Origin of the sequence: Polynucleobacter sp. HIN9, assembly GCF_030297635.1 — a bacterium.
Taxonomy (GTDB): domain Bacteria; phylum Pseudomonadota; class Gammaproteobacteria; order Burkholderiales; family Burkholderiaceae; genus Polynucleobacter.
This window is the reverse complement of record NZ_AP028140.1, coordinates 1,125,112-1,143,342: the sequence shown is the minus strand read 5'-3', so window position 1 is coordinate 1,143,342 and position 18,231 is coordinate 1,125,112. Positions and strand designations below refer to the sequence as shown.

15 protein-coding genes are annotated in these 18,231 nt (G+C 50.9%); 10 read left to right on the top strand and 5 right to left on the bottom strand.

Features of this window, described 5'->3' with window-relative positions; genetic code table 11:
* Nucleotides 1-72: 72 nt before the first annotated feature.
* Both QUE62_RS05980 and QUE62_RS05975 read left to right on the top strand, forming a co-directional pair.
* On the top strand, nt 73-738 hold the full coding sequence (locus QUE62_RS05980; protein WP_286224973.1) for a SprT-like domain-containing protein: 666 nt from the start codon (nt 73-75) through the stop codon (nt 736-738).
* Nucleotides 739-790: 52 nt separating this feature from the next.
* Nucleotides 791-1,864 (top strand): tartrate dehydrogenase, encoded by a 1,074-nt coding sequence (locus QUE62_RS05975; RefSeq protein WP_286224746.1) that lies wholly within the window; start codon nt 791-793, stop codon nt 1,862-1,864.
* Between the two features lie 7 nt (nt 1,865-1,871).
* Here the strand turns inward: QUE62_RS05975 and dnaQ are convergent, their stop codons facing one another.
* The 5 genes from dnaQ to QUE62_RS05950 all read right to left on the bottom strand — a co-directional run bounded on the left by dnaQ (nt 1,872) and on the right by QUE62_RS05950 (nt 8,268).
* Nucleotides 1,872-2,567 carry a DNA polymerase III subunit epsilon gene (gene dnaQ, locus QUE62_RS05970; protein ID WP_286223185.1) on the bottom strand — a complete coding sequence of 232 codons (696 nt, stop codon included), beginning with the start codon at nt 2,565-2,567 and terminating at the stop codon, nt 1,872-1,874.
* A gap of 17 nt (nt 2,568-2,584) precedes the next feature.
* Nucleotides 2,585-5,683 carry an efflux RND transporter permease subunit gene (locus tag QUE62_RS05965; protein ID WP_286261079.1) on the bottom strand — a complete coding sequence of 1,033 codons (3,099 nt, stop codon included), beginning with the start codon at nt 5,681-5,683 and terminating at the stop codon, nt 2,585-2,587.
* Nucleotides 5,680-6,945 (bottom strand): efflux RND transporter periplasmic adaptor subunit, encoded by a 1,266-nt coding sequence (locus QUE62_RS05960; RefSeq protein ID WP_286261077.1) that lies wholly within the window; start codon nt 6,943-6,945, stop codon nt 5,680-5,682. The genes QUE62_RS05965 and QUE62_RS05960 overlap by 4 nt, the downstream gene beginning before the upstream one ends.
* Nucleotides 6,946-7,016: 71 nt before the next feature.
* Nucleotides 7,017-7,466, bottom strand: a complete 450-nt coding sequence (gene rnhA, locus QUE62_RS05955; RefSeq protein ID WP_286223182.1) for a ribonuclease HI — start codon at nt 7,464-7,466, stop codon at nt 7,017-7,019.
* Between the two features lie 7 nt (nt 7,467-7,473).
* A complete protein-coding gene (locus tag QUE62_RS05950) occupies nt 7,474-8,268 on the bottom strand; it encodes a class I SAM-dependent methyltransferase (RefSeq protein WP_286261075.1) in 795 nt (264 codons plus the stop codon).
* 41 nt (nt 8,269-8,309) lie between these two features.
* Between QUE62_RS05950 and gloB the strand changes: the two genes are divergently transcribed.
* From gloB to QUE62_RS05910, 8 genes are all read left to right on the top strand, one after another.
* A complete protein-coding gene (gloB, locus tag QUE62_RS05945) occupies nt 8,310-9,128 on the top strand; it encodes a hydroxyacylglutathione hydrolase (RefSeq protein ID WP_286261073.1) in 819 nt (272 codons plus the stop codon).
* Between the two features lies 1 nt (nt 9,129).
* Nucleotides 9,130-10,524, top strand: coding sequence for a transglycosylase SLT domain-containing protein (locus QUE62_RS05940; protein WP_353506830.1), 1,395 nt, complete (start codon nt 9,130-9,132; stop codon nt 10,522-10,524).
* Nucleotides 10,525-10,564: 40 nt separating this feature from the next.
* A complete protein-coding gene (locus QUE62_RS05935; RefSeq protein WP_286261071.1) occupies nt 10,565-12,442 on the top strand; it encodes a propionate--CoA ligase in 1,878 nt (625 codons plus the stop codon).
* 190 nt (nt 12,443-12,632) lie between these two features.
* On the top strand, nt 12,633-13,811 hold the full coding sequence (gene carA / locus QUE62_RS05930) for a glutamine-hydrolyzing carbamoyl-phosphate synthase small subunit (protein ID WP_286223178.1): 1,179 nt from the start codon (nt 12,633-12,635) through the stop codon (nt 13,809-13,811).
* Nucleotides 13,811-17,059, top strand: a complete 3,249-nt coding sequence (gene carB / locus QUE62_RS05925) for a carbamoyl-phosphate synthase large subunit (protein WP_286261070.1) — start codon at nt 13,811-13,813, stop codon at nt 17,057-17,059. The genes carA and carB overlap by 1 nt, the downstream gene beginning before the upstream one ends.
* A 38-nt stretch (nt 17,060-17,097) precedes the next feature.
* Complete coding sequence (greA, locus tag QUE62_RS05920; protein ID WP_286224966.1) at nt 17,098-17,580, top strand: transcription elongation factor GreA; 483 nt, start codon at nt 17,098-17,100, stop codon at nt 17,578-17,580.
* 64 nt (nt 17,581-17,644) lie between these two features.
* Nucleotides 17,645-17,899 (top strand): AbrB/MazE/SpoVT family DNA-binding domain-containing protein, encoded by a 255-nt coding sequence (locus QUE62_RS05915; protein ID WP_286223176.1) that lies wholly within the window; start codon nt 17,645-17,647, stop codon nt 17,897-17,899.
* Complete coding sequence (locus QUE62_RS05910; RefSeq protein ID WP_286223175.1) at nt 17,899-18,225, top strand: type II toxin-antitoxin system PemK/MazF family toxin; 327 nt, start codon at nt 17,899-17,901, stop codon at nt 18,223-18,225. The genes QUE62_RS05915 and QUE62_RS05910 overlap by 1 nt, the downstream gene beginning before the upstream one ends.
* Nucleotides 18,226-18,231: the final 6 nt, after the last annotated feature.

The window sequence follows — 18,231 nt, the reverse complement described above, 5'->3', positions numbered from 1 at the left end:
TTTATGCTCGTGGTTTCGTTGCTTGACCCTTTTAGAATACCCCAATTTACCCCAAGATTTCCCACTATTTGTATGACTCAAAGTAATTCCTCTCACAGCACTCGCGAAGCCTGGCTACAAGATGGCGTGCGTCATTTGGAAGCAATTTTTGCGAAGGCTGGCTATGTGATTCCGCCGGTGCGGGTCTCCTGTGGCTTTCCGGCGTCAAGTAGCCCACGAACCACCCTAGGGCAGTGCTGGCCGCGCGAGCGCTCAGGCGGGGGTGTGAATGAGATCTTTATCTCACCAAAATTGGATGATCCAGTTACGCTTCTCGATACGCTCTTGCATGAGTTATGCCATGCAGTCGATGATTGTCATAGTGGTCATGGTGAGGATTTCAAGGGGATTTGCCAAGCCGTTGGATTAGAGGGGCCCGCGCGCATGGCGCATGCATCCGAAGAACTGCAAGTACGCCTAATGACCATCAGTCAAAAGTTAGGCCCTTACCCTCATCAAGCGATTGTGTTTCCCCCGCCACGAGCGAGTAATCTCAGTCGCAATAAAGCGAAGTGTCCCCAATGTGGTTACGAGGTAACACTCTTAAAGCGTTGGGCAAGTTATGGCGCACCCATTTGTCCAAAAGATAACTTGCGTATGGAAGAGCTCGCATTATCGATCCCCGCAGCCGAGACTGATGAGGAAGCCAAGGAAAAAGAGCGCCAGGCCGAACGTGAAATCCGCCGCGCCATCAGCTAGTAAAATCGATCTTTTAATCCATGAGACATGATTTATGAACACCAAAAAGAAAATAACGAACCCTAAGATTGCTGTGATTCCTGGTGACGGGATTGGTAAAGAGGTGATGCCGGAGGGCGTACGCGCTCTAGAAGCGGCTGCTAAAAAGTTTGGTATTCAATTTCAGTTTGACCACTTTGATTTCGCCAGTTGCGATTACTACCAACAGCACGGCAAGATGATGCCGGACAACTGGTTTGACACCCTCATGAAGTACGATGCGATCTTCTTTGGCGCGGTTGGTATGCCCAATATCTTGCCGGACCATCTATCCCTGTGGGGTAGCTTGATCCAGTTCCGTCGTGGCTTTGATCAATACGTCAATCTGCGCCCAGTACGCTTATTGCCAGGTGTGCCTTGTCCACTAGCAAACCGCAAACCAGGTGATATTGATTTCTTTGTGGTGCGCGAGAACACCGAAGGGGAGTACTCCGCCGTGGGTGGCAAGATGTTTGCTGATACCGAGCGTGAGATTGTGGTTCAGGAGTCAGTATTCTCACGCCATGGCGTCGATCGAATTCTGAAGTTTGCCTTTGATCTCGCTCAAAGTCGCCCCAAGAAACATTTGACCTCGGCAACCAAATCCAATGGCATTGCGATCACGATGCCATATTGGGATGAGCGGGTCGAGGCAATGGCGAAGAACTATGCTGATGTGCGAACGGACAAGTATCACATCGATATCTTGACCGCTCAGTTCGTGATGAACCCGGATCGCTTCGATGTCGTGGTTGCCTCAAATTTATTTGGTGACATCCTCTCTGATTTGGGTCCGGCCTGCACCGGCACGATTGCGGTCGCACCGTCGGCCAGTATTAACCCAGAAGGGAAGTTCCCGTCGCTCTTTGAGCCCGTGCATGGTTCAGCCCCTGATATTTATGGCAAGAACATTGCCAATCCAATTGGTCAAATTTGGAGTGGAGCACTCATGCTCGATCACTTAGGCTATCCAGAAGCAGGGGCGCAAGTATTTGCAGCGATTGAGTCCGTGCTGTCAGCCGGACCTGCTCACGCACCACTCACACCAGATATTGGTGGCAAGGCGAGTACCCAAGATTTGGGTAAAGCGATTGCTGCAGCGATCTAGAGTGAACTTAGAGACCCCAAATCGGGGTCTTTTTACTGGCCTTCTCGATGGCCTGTAAAACTTTTTCATGTTCGGCGCAATCTAGTTCGCTCGCTTTGAAGTAGATTAAGTCGCTTGGTAGCGGGGCCTTTGACAAGCCATCTTTGCCAGTGACGCTGTAATCGATTAAATCAATGGTGAGATCATCCTGACCTCGGGTCATGGCTAGATAAACTTCAGCTAGGAGCTGAGCGTCGAGCAAGGCGCCATGTAGGGTGCGGTGTTCGTTACTGACTGCAAAACGTTCACACAAGGCATCCAAAGAATTGCGTTTACCTGGAAACATGCGGCGCGCATCGACTAGCGTATCGGTAATCTTGGCAGCAAGCTCTGAGAAGCTCGGGCGCTTGAGTAGAGCATATTCATTATTGAGAAATGACAAATCAAAGGGCGCATTATGAATAATCACCTCAGCCCCAGCAATGAACTCAGTGAGCTCATCCACAATTTGCGCAAACACAGGTTTGTCCGATAAAAACTCGCGAGATAGGCCGTGTACCGCAAATGCACCTTCGGCAATGTCACGCTCGGGATTAATGTAATGATGGAGGGTCTTGCCAGTCTGGCGGCGATTGATTAACTCAATGCACCCGACCTCAATAATGCGATCACCGGTAGCTGGATTTAAGCCTGTGGTTTCTGTATCGAGAATGATTTGACGCATACCTAATTGTAAAACGCTTAGGTATCCTCGAGATCTTCTGGGGGTATCTCAAGAGGGCCGCGACCAGCAAAGCGATCAAGATACAAATAAATGACCGGCGTAATGAACAAGGTCACAAACTGAGAAAGCACTAAACCACCCACTACGCTGACACCTAGGGGTTGACGTAACTCAGCGCCGGCACCAATACCAAGTGCTATTGGGAGGGCGCCCACGATCGCAGTGAGGGTGGTCATCATGATGGGCCGAAAGCGCAAAATACAGGCTGAACGGATTGCTTCAGTAGGACTCATTCCCTGTTTGCGTTGCGCCTCAAGGGCGAAGTCAATCATCAGGATGGCATTTTTCTTGACGATGCCGATGAGCATCAGAATACCAATCGTCGCAATAATGGTGAGCTCCATCCCAAACATCCATAAAGATAGCAGGGCACCAATTGCCGCGGAGGGCAGGCCAGCCAAAATGGTGATTGGGTGAATGTAGCTTTCATACAGAACGCCGAGCAAGATATAGATCACTGCAAGGGCAGCAATAATTAGAATAAATTGCCCGCTCTGATTACCTTTGAAGACCTTGGCATCGCCCCCATAGCTTGTGATGATAGAGGATGGAAGCTTAATCTCTTTGACGTATTTCTCAATCGCATCGGTGGCTTGCCCGAGAGCAACATCGGGTGCCAGATTAAACGAGAGAGTTACCGCCGGAATCTGCCCTTGATGGTTGACCGCAGTCGGACCAATGGTGCGCTTGAAGCTGGCAAGACTTGAGAGCGGAATCAATTGATTGGTTGAGCGCCCTCGTACAAAAACTTTACCGAGATCGGTTTCAAACTGGCGCTGATCTTCGGCGGTCTCCAAAATGACGTAATAAGTGTTGACGCTTGTGTAAATGGTAGAGACCTGACGCTGACCAAAGGCGTTGTACAGGGCCTGACGAATATCCGCAATCGTCACTCCTGCTTGCGCTGCCTTCTCACGATTGATATCAATCTGAACGTTCAGGCCCCGTAGTTGCGAATCCGAGGTCACATCCCTAAAGAGTGGGTCACCTCGAAGTTTCTCAAGTAATTTCTCCGACCATTCATTCACCCCCTCAAAACCAACACTTTGCAAGGTAAATTGATAACGGCTTTTACTGGATCGTCCACCTAATTGAAGGTTTTGAATTGGCCGCATGAACACCTGTAGGCCGGGGACATCTCTAAACTTTTTACGAAGGCCCTCAAGCACTTCAGTCATAGACTCCCGCTCGCTGCGGGGCTTGAGCACAATAAAGAAGCGGCCGGTATTGCTACCCGCACTCAGACCCCCACCAAGAATTGAGACAAAGCTCGCTACATTCGGGTCATTCGCCACAATCTCAGCAGCACGATCTTGCAACTCTAGCATCGCCTTGTAGGAGATATCTTGATCAGCTTCGGTCGTTGCTGTGATCTGGCCAATATCCTCCTCCGGGAAAAATCCCTTCGGGGTATAGATGAACATCGCAATCGTAATGACAAACGTTGCGATGGCTAACCATAGCACTCGCTTGCGATTTGCGAGAGCCAGATCCAAGTAGTGCACATAAGTCTTTTGGGTCCAATTGAACCAGCGATCAAAGTGACGGTTAATCGGGTATTCGCGGGCATGCTGACCAGGTTTCGGGAGGTAACGGCTGCATAGCATCGGTACTAAAGAGAGGGATACCACAGCAGAAACTAGGATGGCGAGTGAAACAACGACCGCAAACTCACGAAAGAGGAGTCCAATCGGACCTTCCATAAAGAAGAGGGGAATAAAGACTGCCACTAAGGATAGGGAGATTGAGACAATCGTAAAGCCAACCTCACGACTTCCTTTCAGGGCAGCCTTGAGGGGGCTCATACCCTGATCCACGTAACGCACGATGTTCTCAAGCACCACAATGGAGTCATCCACCACCAAACCTACGGCGAGTGTAATGCCCAATAGCGAGACGTTATCTAAGCTATAGCCCATGAAGTAGAGTAGGAAAAAGGCGCCAATCAGTGAAATGGGCAGACTCAAGGATGGAATGATCGTGGCTGAGAGGTGCTTGAGGAACAGGAATATCACCAGTACTACCAGGGCTACGGTGAGCGCCAAGGTGAAGTTGACGTCAGCAATTGCCTCGCGGATTGATTTAGAGCGATCATTGATCAGCGTGAGCTTAATCGAGGCTGGTAGCTGCTTCTCAAACTGTGGGATCATCGCCTTGACCGCATCTACCACCTTAACCGTATTGGCATTTGGCTGGCGCTGAATGGCTAGCGCAATCGAGCGCTCACCATTGGTGGTGGAGAGGGTACGAACGTTCTCATAACTCTCAACCACATCAGCGACATCCCGCAGATAAATCGGTAAACCATTTTTCTGGGCAATGATGAGGTTGGCAAAGTCAGAGGCAGTGACTAATTGCTTATTGGCGTAAATAGTTAATAACTGTCGCGGACCCTCTAAAACACCCACGGGGGTATTGGAGTTTGCTTTATTAATGGCGATCGACAGATCCTCCATCGTGAGGTTATGGATTGCCAAGGAGTCAGGCCGCGCTTGCACGCGAATGGCATAGCGCTTAATGCCATACACAATAATTTGCGCAACCCCATTAATCGTGGATAGCGTTGGAGAAATCAGGTTCTCCGCATAATCATTGAGCTCGGATAAATCCATCGATGGCGAGGTCATGCCGATGATGAGGACCGGTGCATCGGCGGGATTGACCTTGCGATAGGAGGGCGGCACGGTCATCTCGATTGGTAAACGGCGCTGGGCGCGCAACAGTGCCGCTTGCACATCAACCGCGGCTTTATCAATGTCGCGATCGTTATTAAATTCGAGGGTGATATTTGTCGTACCCAAGAAATTCGTCGAGCTAATCACTGAAATACCGTCGATGGTCGAGAACTCTTTCTCAAGCGGCAGGGCAACCGAGGCCGCCATATTTTCTGGGGAAGCGCCAGGCAAGGAGGCTGATACAGAAATTACTGGTGTATTAAAACTAGGTAAGGCTGCAACTGGAATGCGGGTGTACGCCACTGCACCCGCAATCACCGTCACTACTGACAGCAGGACGGTCATGACGGGCCGTCGGATACAAAGCTCAGAGAGCGTCATTTTTTATCAGCAGGTTTGGATTCAGGTTTGGGGGCGTCAGTGGGCTTTGCAGGCGCCACTTTGTTTTCTCGGATCTTGGTGCCGGGCCGCAGATTTTGTTTACCTTCGATCACCACGCGCTCACCAGCTTCGACACCAGTAATTGCAGCCTTGCCCTGATACTCATAGCTCACTTTGATGGGTTTGAGGCTGACCTTATCTTCAGCGCCCACTACATAGATAAAGCGCCCGCGCGGATTAATCACCACCGCTTGGGATGGAACCAAAATGGCGTCCTTTAAGGTATTGGCTTCGAGTTTGACCCGAGCAAATTGTCCAGGTAATAGAGTGCGTTTGTCATTGGCAATTTGTGCCTTGACCCGAACAGCCCCGATTGCTGGATCGACCTGGTTATCGATGACTAAAACTTTGCCCTCGTAGACCTGGGTGCGGTTATCGCCTACGGTCACTGATACTTTTAAGTTAGCAGGATCGGTTTGCATCAATAGTGGAATGTTGTCTTCACCGACGATAAATTGGACGTTGATGGGATCTAACTGAGTGATCGTGACCATCGCACCCAAAGCAGTGGTTGCAGTGGAGCTGGAGGCGGTGGTTACGATATTTCCAGGCGCCACTAAGGAGCCAGGGAACACATTAATAATGCCTGCACGTCCATCGATTGGAGCGCGAATGTAATCAAAGGAGAGTTGCACCTCAGCAGCGCGAGCAGTAGCGGCAGCAGATTTGGCATTGGCTTCGGCAGTATCTAAACCTGCTTTGGAGATAAAGTTTTGAGCAACGAGCTCTTTGGCACGTTGCAACTGACGTTGCGCATCATCGGCTACGGCTTTGGCTTTATCGTAATTGGCGCGATCATTGCGATCGTCTAAGGTGAATAGTAGTTGCCCCTTCTTGACCTCTTGACCTTCTTTAATGTGGACTTCTTTGACCACATTGCTAACCTGCGGACGGATATCCACAATATTAGCTGCCACCACGGTACCGGTCGATTCAATGATGATAGGGATATCTTGTTTCTCGAGGACCAGGGTAACCACCGTTTGTGGCCCACCGCGTTTACTCTCGGGCGGGAAGAAATGATCGTAGGCTTTATCACCGGCATAAATGAATACGAGGATCGCCAGCACCCACCATTTGCGCTTGATTAAAAACGCCACTATTTGCTTCACGTCGATTTTCTGGAGTTGGGTGACCAGTTGGCAACCCCAAGCCATGATGGTTTGTTTGACTCGAGCTAAAAAGGAAGGAGGTTTGGTCACAGCGCTAGTCTAAATTGCTTTGTTATTTAAAGAGTTAAAGCATTCTCTCATAAGCCCAAGCGGGGCGCAGATCAGTTATTGGATAAAAAGGCTTCCACACCTTGATTGGCGAGTTGATCGGCCAGCTCATTTCCAGGGTGGCCGTTATGGCCACGGACCCAGTGCCACTGAATTTCATGAAGGGGCAATAGGGCGTCGAGCTCTTGCCAAAGATCGACATTCTTGACCGGGGACTTGTCGGCTGTCTTCCACCCCCGAGCCTTCCAACCGGCAAGCCACTCACTCACACCTTTTTGGACGTATTGGGAGTCGGTATAGAGATCCACCACGCTGGCTTGCTTAAGCGCCTTGAGTGCGTGGATCACCGCACTAATTTCCATCCGATTATTGGTGGTGTCATGGGCGCCGCCATGCAAGTGTTTCTCATGCGCGCCGGAGCGCAACACCACTCCCCAGCCACCAGGACCGGGATTGCCTTTGCAAGCACCATCGGTGTAGATCGTAATGTGGGGTTTGCTCATGCGCTCTTTATACCTCTTCAGTTACCCGATGGGAAGTTTGCTGAGCAGCGGGGTTGAGTTGGGGGAGTGCTTGCAAGGCTTGTTTGGGAACGCGGCCTACCAAACGGGTACCCGGATGGCGCTTAATTGCCGAGATTAAAAAGACCGAGCCAAAGATCGGCCACCAGCGATTACCCATTTTTTCTAGGAAAGCCATGCGAGCGATATTTTTCTCTTTGCGCAGTGGCAGGCGATAGCAGGCAAAGTGACCCCTATCAAGAGAGTAGTCGAGTAACTTCAACCAATCCTTCACGCGCAGCAAACTCAAGAACTGACCCTCACGTGGTAAATAGTTTTTACCGATTAATCGTCCTGCATATTGACGCAAGCCCCAGAGGCTTGCTGGATTAAATCCGGAGATTACGACACGACCCTCGGGCATTAAGACACGATCGACCTCACGCAAAATCTGGTGCGGATCTTGGGCAAATTCCAAGACATGCGGCAACACCACTAAATCAATGGATTGATCGGCAAATGGCAGTTCCTCCGGAATTCCTTCAATCGGTTGATAGGGCAGATCACCATCGGCTTTCGCAAGCCCGTGGGGAAGCAACATCAATTTGAGTGAAATCCGATTTTCTGCGAGGGTATTGATTTGCGGTAAACCAATTTGTAAAGCGTAGTAGCCAAACACATCGACAACCGCTTGATTAAAGAGCTCTTGCTCGGATTTGAGGATGTATTGCCCTGGAGGGGATTGCAGCCAGGTCTCCCACGAACTCTCGGGTGGAGTGTTGGTCTGCACGTTTGGCGGGGTCATTGGTATCATAGAAGGATTATCTTGTGTCCTAAGGTGTTGCCGTGGTTACAAATTCCTTATTGCAAGTGTGGCCCATACCCGCCTTTACTGACAACTACATCTGGTGCATACACGATCAACAGTCGGCTATTTTGGTTGACCCTGGTGAAGCAAAGCCAGCGATTGATTATTTAACTCAGCAGAACTTACGTCTTACCGGAATTCTAATCACTCATTACCACGCTGACCATATTGGAGGATTACCAGAGATCCTCGCGTGGGCAAGTCAAGGGGGCCTCTCAGTCCCAGTGTATGGCCCCGCGGCTGAGGATATTGCCTTGCGCAGTCACGCACTCTTTGAGGGTGATACCGTCCGCTTTGATGAGCCGCCCATTCAATTAAACGTCCTAGAAGTCCCTGGGCATACCTTGGGTCACATTGCTTACGTGGCACGCAGCGAGGATAACGCTGGACAAACCTCAAAATTGTTTTGCGGCGACACACTCTTTGCTACCGGTTGTGGACGGCTCTTTGAAGGCACGCCCACTCAAATGTCGAGCTCACTGGCCAAGTTCTTGGCCTTACCTCCCGATACGCTGGTGTACTGCACCCACGAGTACACCTTATCCAATATTCGGTTTGCACTCGCGGTCGAGCCAGATAATTCAGATCTAATCGAGTGGTCGCAAACCGCCGATGCCTTACGTCAGCGCAATCAACCCACGGTACCCACGACGATTGCCCATGAGAAGCGGGTTAATCCATTCATGCGCTGCGATCAAGCCCCAGTCATTGCCGCTGCGCGTGCACAAATTGGGCAAGACCTCAAAAGTTCCGCCGAGGTTTTGGCGGTCGTACGGGCCTGGAAGGATCGCTTCTAAGATGATGCGCCGTTCACTCCTACTAATTGCCAGCGCAGCTGTTCTGGTGTTGAGTGGTTGCGCCAGTACTTCGCCCGAGTGGTCCTCAAGCACTGATTCAAGGCGTGACCCGCGGGCAGCCAAAGCGCCGCGTGTGGATCTTAGTAAGCAATCGGTGAGCAGCATCATGGCACCTTCGAATGATCTTTGGATCCAGATTCGGCAGGGCTTTCAATTACCCGAGCTCGATAGCCCCTTGGTCGAGCAGCAAACCCAATGGCTGGTTAAGCGTCCAGATTATGTCAATCGTTCGATGGCACGCTCGTCTCGCTATCTCTTCTACATTGTTGAAGAAGTTAATCGTCGCAATATGCCCACCGAGATCGCACTTTTGCCATTTGTTGAGAGCGCCTTCAATCCTGAAGCCAAGTCGACCGCCAAAGCCATGGGGATCTGGCAGTTCATGCCCAGAACCGGTCAGGACTTTAAGTTAACCCAGAATGTTTTCCGGGATGAGCGACGCGATGTCTTGCAATCCACGAACGCCGCTCTCGATTATCTCCAGCGCCTGTATAAACAATTTGGTGATTGGCAACTCGCTCTGGCTGCCTATAACTGGGGTGAGGGGAATGTGGCCCGTGCGATTAAGCGCAATCAAGCCCAGCGTAAGCCCACGGATTACCAGAGCCTCACGATGCCACGCGAGACCCGTGAGTATGTGCCTAAGTTGATGGCCTACAAAAACATTGTGCAAAACCCAGCTGCATACAACATCGTGTTACCGGAGCTTGAGAACCACCCTTATTTTGTAGCGATTGATGTGACCCGCGATATTGATGTCGATGTTGCTGCCCAATTAGCCGAAATGTCTTTGGAGGATTTTCGTAATCTCAATCCGGCATTTAATAAACCCGTGATCTTGGCCGCAACCGATCAGCAAATGCTTTTACCTTTTGCGCGTGCCGAGCTCTTTCAGATGAACCTGGCAAGCTACACCAAACCCTTATCGTCTTGGACTGCACTCAAGGTCACCAAGAGTGAGACCCCTGAGCAATTGGCAACTCGTCTGGCTTTAAATCCGGAAACGATTCGGGATGTCAATAACATCCCCCGTGGCATGCGGATCCGGGCGGGATCAACCGTTCTGATCCCCAAACCCCCAGGAAAACAGTCGGATATTTCTGAGTATTTGGCTGAGCATGGGCAGTTGAAGCTCGACAAGGCAGTCCCGCCCAAACCCAAGACCAGTAAGCCGGCTCAGGCAAACACTGCAAGCAAATCGGCCCCCAAAAAGGCCGCCAACCCTAAGACCGCAAGTACTCAGCAAAAATCCCCATCGACAAACTCCACAAAATCAGCGAAAACTGGAACTACCTCCGGCTCTGGAGTAAGTGCCAGTGTAAAAACGGCTCCTTAATTCCTGGCCATTGATTATTTTGCTGTGAAGGGAATGCAGGATGAGTGTCGGCTACAAATCGTTTCATGAGAATTCCATTCGGGATCCAAAAGCATTTTGGTCCGAGCAGGCCAAACTGGTTGATTGGCATCAGCCGTTTTCACAAGTCCTTGATTATTCCAATCCACCCTTTGCGAAGTGGTTTGTCGGTGGGCAAACCAATCTGTGCCATAACGCCGTTGATCGGCATTTGAAGGATCGCGCCAACCAAATCGCACTGGTTGCAGTCTCGACCGAAACCAATCAGGAGCACGCCTACACATTTGCAGAGCTGCACGATGAGGTCAATCGTATGGCTGCGATCTTGCAAGCCAACGGCGTGAAGAAGGGCGATCGTGTTTTGATCTACATGCCAATGATTGCGCAGGCCTGTTTTGCCATGCTCGCCTGTACCCGCATCGGTGCGATTCATTCAGTCGTGTTCGGTGGATTTGCATCGCATAGTTTGGCTTCACGCATCGATGATGCAAAACCCAAAATGATTATTACCGCTGAGGCCGGAATGCGCGGTGGTAAGGCCGTTCCCTACAAGCCACTCCTCGATGAGGCGATCACGCTATCAACTGCTAAGCCTGAGAAGGTTCTGATTGTGAACCGTGGCCTCTCGGAGTTCACAACCGTGGCCAATCGTGATTTGGATTACGCCACTGAGCGTGAGAAGCACCTCAACACCAAGGTTCCCGTCGAGTGGGTCGATGCAACCCATCCATCCTATATTTTGTATACCTCGGGCACCACTGGCAAACCTAAGGGGGTACAGCGTGATACGGGTGGTTATGCCGTTGCACTCGCAAGCTCAATGCGTCTGATCTTTGGTGGCAATCCGGGTGAGACGATGTTTACCACCTCCGATATTGGTTGGGTGGTCGGGCATAGCTACATTATTTATGGGCCATTGATTAACGGCATGGCTACCATCATGTATGAGGGCACCCCGTTGCGCCCTGATGCGGGTATTTGGTGGAGCTTGGTTGAGAAATACAAGGTATCGGTGATGTTCTCTGCCCCCACGGCGGTGCGAGTACTCAAGAAACAAGACCCCGCCTTCCTCAGTAAATACAACTTATCGACGCTGCGGACATTGTTCTTGGCCGGTGAGCCACTCGATGAACCAACGGCATCATGGATTCATGATGCGCTGAAGAAGCCGGTGGTTGATAACTACTGGCAGACCGAGACCGGTTGGCCAATCTTGGCGATTCAACGAGGTGTGGAGGTCATGCCACATAAATTTGGCTCGCCCGGTGTACCGGTCTATGGCTACAACATGAAACTGCTTGATGAAGCAACCGGTGCTGAGTTGGGTTCGGATCAAAAGGGCGTAGTTGCGATTGAAGGGCCATTGCCACCGGGATGTATGCAAACCGTCTGGGGCGATGATCAACGGTTTATTAAAACCTATTGGGAGACCGTGCCTGGCAAGATGGTGTATTCCACTTTTGATTGGGCGATTAAAGATAAGGATGGTTACTTTTTCATCTTGGGTCGTACCGATGATGTGATTAACGTCGCTGGACATCGATTAGGAACTCGCGAGATCGAGGAGAGTATCTCAAGTCACGCTAATGTCGCCGAAGTGGCAGTTGTTGGTGTGGAAGATCAACTCAAGGGTCAGGTAGCAATTGGCTTTGTGATTGCAAAAGATCCAAGCAAAACCGAGACCATGGAGGCGGAGGTCATGAAAACCGTCGACTCTCAATTAGGAGCGGTCGCGCGACCAGCACGGGTGTACTTGGTGAGTGCATTACCAAAGACGCGTTCGGGCAAGATTGTGCGACGCGCATTACAAGCCGTTGCGGAAGGGCGCGATCCTGGGGATATCAGCACGATGGAAGATCAATCGGTTCTAGCGCAGATCAAACAGGTGATTGGAAAGTAGCTTGGCAAAGTAAACCGTTTTGCGTGAAGGCAGGGTGAGGGGCGGAGAACTGGTATCATTACGTTATCAGTAACTAATAAATTGCCCTAGCGCTTAAAGACACTTACCTCCCCGCAATTTCGCCTCGGGTTTGTCTTTTGGGGCAAAAAGTGTTGGACGGCAACAGGGTATTGGAGATTGTTTGTCGCCCTTGCTTCCTTCCTTTCCCCCCGCTGTTTTAGCTCTTGCTGACGGCTCCATTTTTTCTGGTCAAAGTATCGGCGCTCCTGGCGAGACCAGCGGTGAAGTTGTTTTTAATACCGCATTAACGGGTTATCAAGAAATCATCACTGATCCCAGTTACGCGCGTCAGCTTGTTACCTTAACCTATCCGCACATCGGCAATGTGGGCGTTAATGCCCAAGACGCTGAGTCAGCACAAATCTACGCTGCCGGCCTCATCATTAAAGATCTCTCTGCACGTGTCTCGAACTTTCGAGCCGAAGACAGTCTCGATCATTACTTGCGTGCCGCTAAAGTCCCTGGTATCGCCGGTATTGATACCCGCAAGCTCACGCGTTTATTGCGTGACCGCGGCGCTCAATCGGGCGCCATCGTGGCTGGCAAGATCGGCGATGATGTAGAAGCGCTTGCCAAGCGTGCTCTAAACCTAGCTAAGGCATTTCCTGGAATGGCAGGTCTCGATTTGGCGCAAGTGGTTAGCACCGATAAAGCCTATGAGTGGCAAGAAGGTGAGTGGCAGTTGCATGGCGAGCAGGGTAAGCCTGCATTCAGAATCATGAAGAACCCAACGAAGCGCGTTGTGGCCTATGACTTTGGTGTGAAACGCAATATTCTGCGTATGCTGGCCGAGCGCGGTTGTGCGCTCACAGTCGTGCCTGCCAAAACTCCGGTCGCTGAAGTGTTGGCCTTAAAGCCCGATGGCGTATTTTTATCCAACGGCCCTGGCGACCCCGAGCCCTGTGATTATGCGATTAGTGCGGCTCAAACCATCATTAGTAAAAATATCCCAACCTTTGGTATTTGCTTAGGTCATCAGATCATGGGCTTGGCTGCGGGTGCGAAGACCTTAAAGATGAAGTTTGGGCACCACGGTGCAAACCATCCTGTCAAAGATCTAGAAAGTGGTCGGGTGGCGATCACCTCACAAAACCATGGCTTTGCAGTTGACGCAAAGACCTTGCCAAATGATTTGCGGGTGACGCATATTTCCTTATTTGATGGATCCTTGCAGGGCCTAGCCTGGAAAGATAAGCCAGCATTTTGTTTTCAGGGGCACCCAGAGGCTTCCCCGGGCCCACATGACATTGCCTATTTATTTGACCGCTTCATGCACCTCATGAATGCCGCTGGCCAAGGAGCTCGCTAATGCCAAAGCGTACCGACATTCAGAGTATTTTGATCATTGGCGCCGGTCCAATTGTGATTGGACAGGCTTGCGAGTTTGATTACTCTGGTGCGCAAGCGTGCAAAGCTTTGCGTGAAGAGGGCTATCGCGTCATTCTGGTCAACAGTAATCCAGCGACCATCATGACCGATCCGGAGATGGCCGATGTCACCTACATCGAGCCGATTACCTGGGAAGTGGTGGAACGCATCATTGCCACCGAGAAGCCCGATGCGATATTGCCCACCATGGGTGGTCAGACCGCACTCAACTGCGCTCTCGATTTGCATCGGCATGGCGTTCTCAAAAAATACAACTGTGAGTTGATTGGTGCATCTCCTGAGGCAATTGATAAAGCCGAAGATCGTCAGAAGTTTAAAGACGCGATGACCAAGATTGGTTTGGGATCGGCAAAGTCTGGGATTGCGCATTCGATGGACGAGGCGATCGCGGTTCAGCAACGTATTCAAGCAGAGACCGGTAGTTCAGGATTCCCGGTAGTGATTCGCCCCTCGTTCACCATGGGTGGATCGGGCGGTGGTATTGCTTATAACCGCGAAGAGTTTGAAGAGATTTGCAAACGCGGCCTTGATCTGTCGCCAACGCGGGAGCTTTTGATTGAAGAGTCCCTCTTAGGCTGGAAAGAGTTTGAGATGGAGGTGGTGCGCGATCGGGCTGATAACTGCATCATTGTTTGCTCGATTGAGAACTTAGACCCAATGGGCGTTCATACCGGGGATTCGATCACGGTAGCTCCCGCACAAACGCTCACTGATAAAGAGTATCAAATCATGCGCAATGCCTCGATCGCAGTCTTGCGTGAGATTGGCGTAGATACCGGCGGCTCAAATGTGCAGTTCTCGATTAATCCAGTTGATGGCCGCATGATCGTGATTGAGATGAACCCGCGGGTCTCGCGCTCATCCGCTCTTGCATCGAAGGCCACTGGCTTCCCCATTGCCAAGGTCGCTGCCAAATTAGCCGTGGGCTATACCTTAGATGAGTTACAAAACGATATTACGGGTGGTGCCACGCCGGCATCGTTTGAGCCCAGCATTGACTATGTCGTCACCAAGATCCCACGCTTTGCCTTTGAGAAGTTCCGTGAAGCGGATCCACGCTTAACCACCCAAATGAAATCCGTGGGCGAGGTGATGGCGATTGGCCGCACCTTCCAAGAGTCCTTCCAAAAAGCCCTGCGCGGTCTTGAAGTGGGCGTTGATGGTCTCGATGAGAAATCCACTGATCTTGAAGACATCATTGCCGAGATCGGTGAGCCTGGCCCGGATCGCATTTGGTATGTGGCTGACGCCTTTCGTATGGGCATGGGAATCGATGAGGTTTACGAAGAGACCAAAATTGACCCATGGTTCTTGGAGCAAATTGAAGAGCTCGTTGAGATTGAGAATGCGGTTAAAGAGCATACCTTGGCAAGCCTGAGCGCTGCAGAAGTACGGTTCTTAAAGCAAAAAGGATTTTCAGATCGTCGTCTTGCCAAATTATTAAAGACCGATGCGACGGCGGTGCGTCAAGCGCGTCATCGCCATGGCGTATTCCCAGTCTATAAGCGGGTCGATACCTGCGCAGCCGAGTTTGCAACGAATACGGCTTACATGTACTCCACCTACGAAGCAGAGCATGGTGAGTGCGAGTCTCAGCCCACGCAGCGCGAGAAGATTATGGTGCTCGGCGGTGGGCCCAACCGGATTGGCCAGGGTATCGAGTTTGATTACTGCTGCGTCCATGCGGCACTGGCAATGCGCGATGATGGTTACGAGACCATCATGGTGAACTGCAATCCCGAGACCGTATCAACCGACTATGACACCTCGGATCGTCTGTACTTTGAGCCTCTGACCTTAGAGGACGTACTAGAGATTGTCGCCAAGGAAAAGCCCAAGGGTGTGATTGTGCAATATGGTGGTCAAACCCCATTGAAGCTTGCCCTTGATCTTGAGGCCAATGGCGTGCCGATTATTGGCACATCGCCTGACATGATTGATGCTGCTGAGGATCGGGAGCGCTTCCAAAAGCTCTTGCATGACCTCAAATTGCGTCAGCCGCCCAATCGCACTGCACGTGCTGAGGATGAGGCGTTAAAGCTGGCCGAAGAGATTGGCTATCCCTTAGTCGTTCGCCCCTCTTATGTGTTGGGTGGTCGAGCCATGGAAATCGTGCATGATGGACGTGATCTTGAGCGGTATATGCGCGAGGCCGTCAAGGTATCGAATGACTCACCCGTATTGTTAGATCGTTTCTTAAACGATGCGATTGAGTGTGATGTGGATTGCATCTCCGATGGAACTCGAGTATTCATTGGTGGGGTGATGGAACACATTGAGCAAGCAGGAGTGCATTCGGGTGACTCGGCCTGTTCATTGCCGCCATACTCATTATCCAAAGAGACCGTTGCTGAGCTCAAGCGCCAAACTGCGGCGATGGCCAAGGGTCTCAATGTCGTTGGTTTAATGAACGTGCAATTTGCAATTCAGCAAAATGATGGCAAGGACACGATCTTTGTATTAGAAGTCAATCCTCGTGCATCACGTACGGTGCCCTATGTATCAAAGGCAACTGGTTTGCAGTTAGCCAAGATTGCAGCGCGTTGCATGGTGGGGCAGAGCCTCGATCAGCAAGGCATTACCGAAGAGGTGATTCCTCCGTACTACTCGGTTAAAGAGGCGGTGTTCCCATTTAATAAGTTCCCGGGCATTGATCCGATCCTGGGCCCTGAGATGCGCTCCACCGGTGAGGTGATGGGCGTCGGCAAGACCTTTGGCGAAGCCTTATTCAAATCGCAGTTAGCAGCTGGTATCAAGTTGCCCAAGAGCGGTAATGTGGTATTGACCGTGAAAGACAGTGATAAGCCTCTCGCCGTTGCGGTTGCCAAGCTCTTGCATGAGATGGGCTTTCCGATGGTCGCCACCAAAGGGACTGCCGCAGCGATTACCGCAGCCAATATTCCGGTATCAGTTGTAAACAAGGTAAAAGAGGGTCGTCCACACATTGTGGATATGATCAAAAACGGTGAGATTACCTTGGTGTTTACGACTGTCGATGAAACCCGTAATGCGATTGCGGACTCTCGTTCGATCCGTACTACCGCACAAGCCAATGGTGTGACCTACTACACCACAATTAGTGCGGCACGTGCGGTGATGGAAGGGATGCGAGCGAAAGATTCGCTCGAGGTTTATTCATTGCAGAATTTACACATTTCGCTTAGCTAGACTAAAATCGAGCTTCATCGATTTTAAGGTTGAGCAGTATGAGTACAAACACTATTCCCATTACCAAGCATGGCGCTGAGCTCTTGAAAGAAGAGCTCACGCGCTTAAAGCATATTGATCGTCCTGCCGTGATTAATGCGATCTCTGAGGCGCGCGCCCAAGGCGATCTTTCTGAGAACGCCGAGTACGATGCTGCAAAAGAGAAGCAAGCGTTTATCGAAGGGCGTATTAAAGAGCTTGAGACCAAATTATCGGCCGCACAAATTATTGACCCTGCTTTACTCGAAGCAGAGGGTCGTGTTGTCTTTGGGGCAACCGTTGAACTTGAAGATCTCGATGACGGTAAAAAAATGAGCTACCAAATCGTAGGCGATGATGAAGCCGACATCGCTGCCAATAAGATCTCGATTAGCTCCCCCATTGCTCGAGCCTTAATTGGCAAAGAGGAGGGCGATGTGGTGACCGTCCAAGCCCCCGCAGGCGCCCGAGAAGTCGAGATCCTCTCAGTTCGTTACATCTAGTTATATAAAAATATAATAACCTCCTGAATTTGTTATACTTCGGTATAACTTATTCGGAGGGCGTATGCATACCAATTTAAGAAAGGTTGGAGGCTCAGTGATGCTGGCAGTGTCCCCGGTTTTCCTTAAAGAACTTCAGATCACTTGCGGCTCGACCGTTGATGTCGCCCTAAAGGACGGGCAATTGGTCGTTCGACCCATCGCAAAGCGGAAGTACGAACTCGCTGATTTATTAGCGCAATGCGATCCCAAAGCAAAAATGCCAAGCGAGGATCGGCAGTGGTTGGATAGCGCCCCGATCGGCAATGAGATTCTGTAATGAAGCGAGGCGATATTTATTTGGTATCTCTTGATCCAACGGCTGGCCATGAGCAAAAAGGGTATCGACCCGTATTGGTAGTGTCACCAGCACCGTTTAATCAATTAACCAAGACCCCAATCGTTGTACCGATCTCCACTGGAGGTCAGTTTGCGCGGGTGGCAGGATTTGCAGTTGAGCTGGTTGGAGCTAAAACTGTTGGTATTGCACGCTGCGATCAACCTCGCACACTAGACCTCGCGGCTCGCAAAGCAAAACGCGTTGAGACCGTGTCGGAGACTGTGATTGATGAGGTCTTGGCTAAACTAGCAACCTTAGTTACCTAGCACGCA

Bases quoted from the DNA above. Each gene is read 5' to 3' on its own strand.
- QUE62_RS05940 (WP_353506830.1), top strand. From the start codon at position 9,130: ATGATGCGCCGTTCACTCCTACTAATTGCCAGCGCAGCTGTTCTGGTG.
- QUE62_RS05950 (WP_286261075.1), bottom strand. From the start codon at position 8,268: ATGACCCCGCCAAACGTGCAGACCAACACTCCACCCGAGAGTTCGTGG.
- greA (WP_286224966.1), top strand. From the start codon at position 17,098: ATGAGTACAAACACTATTCCCATTACCAAGCATGGCGCTGAGCTCTTG.
- rnhA (WP_286223182.1), bottom strand. From the start codon at position 7,466: ATGAGCAAACCCCACATTACGATCTACACCGATGGTGCTTGCAAAGGC.
- QUE62_RS05980 (WP_286224973.1), top strand. From the start codon at position 73: ATGACTCAAAGTAATTCCTCTCACAGCACTCGCGAAGCCTGGCTACAA.
- QUE62_RS05910 (WP_286223175.1), top strand. From the start codon at position 17,899: ATGAAGCGAGGCGATATTTATTTGGTATCTCTTGATCCAACGGCTGGC.
- QUE62_RS05965 (WP_286261079.1), bottom strand. From the start codon at position 5,683: ATGACGCTCTCTGAGCTTTGTATCCGACGGCCCGTCATGACCGTCCTG.
- QUE62_RS05935 (WP_286261071.1), top strand. From the start codon at position 10,565: ATGAGTGTCGGCTACAAATCGTTTCATGAGAATTCCATTCGGGATCCA.
- dnaQ (WP_286223185.1), bottom strand. From the start codon at position 2,567: ATGCGTCAAATCATTCTCGATACAGAAACCACAGGCTTAAATCCAGCT.
- QUE62_RS05915 (WP_286223176.1), top strand. From the start codon at position 17,645: ATGCATACCAATTTAAGAAAGGTTGGAGGCTCAGTGATGCTGGCAGTG.
- carB (WP_286261070.1), top strand. From the start codon at position 13,811: ATGCCAAAGCGTACCGACATTCAGAGTATTTTGATCATTGGCGCCGGT.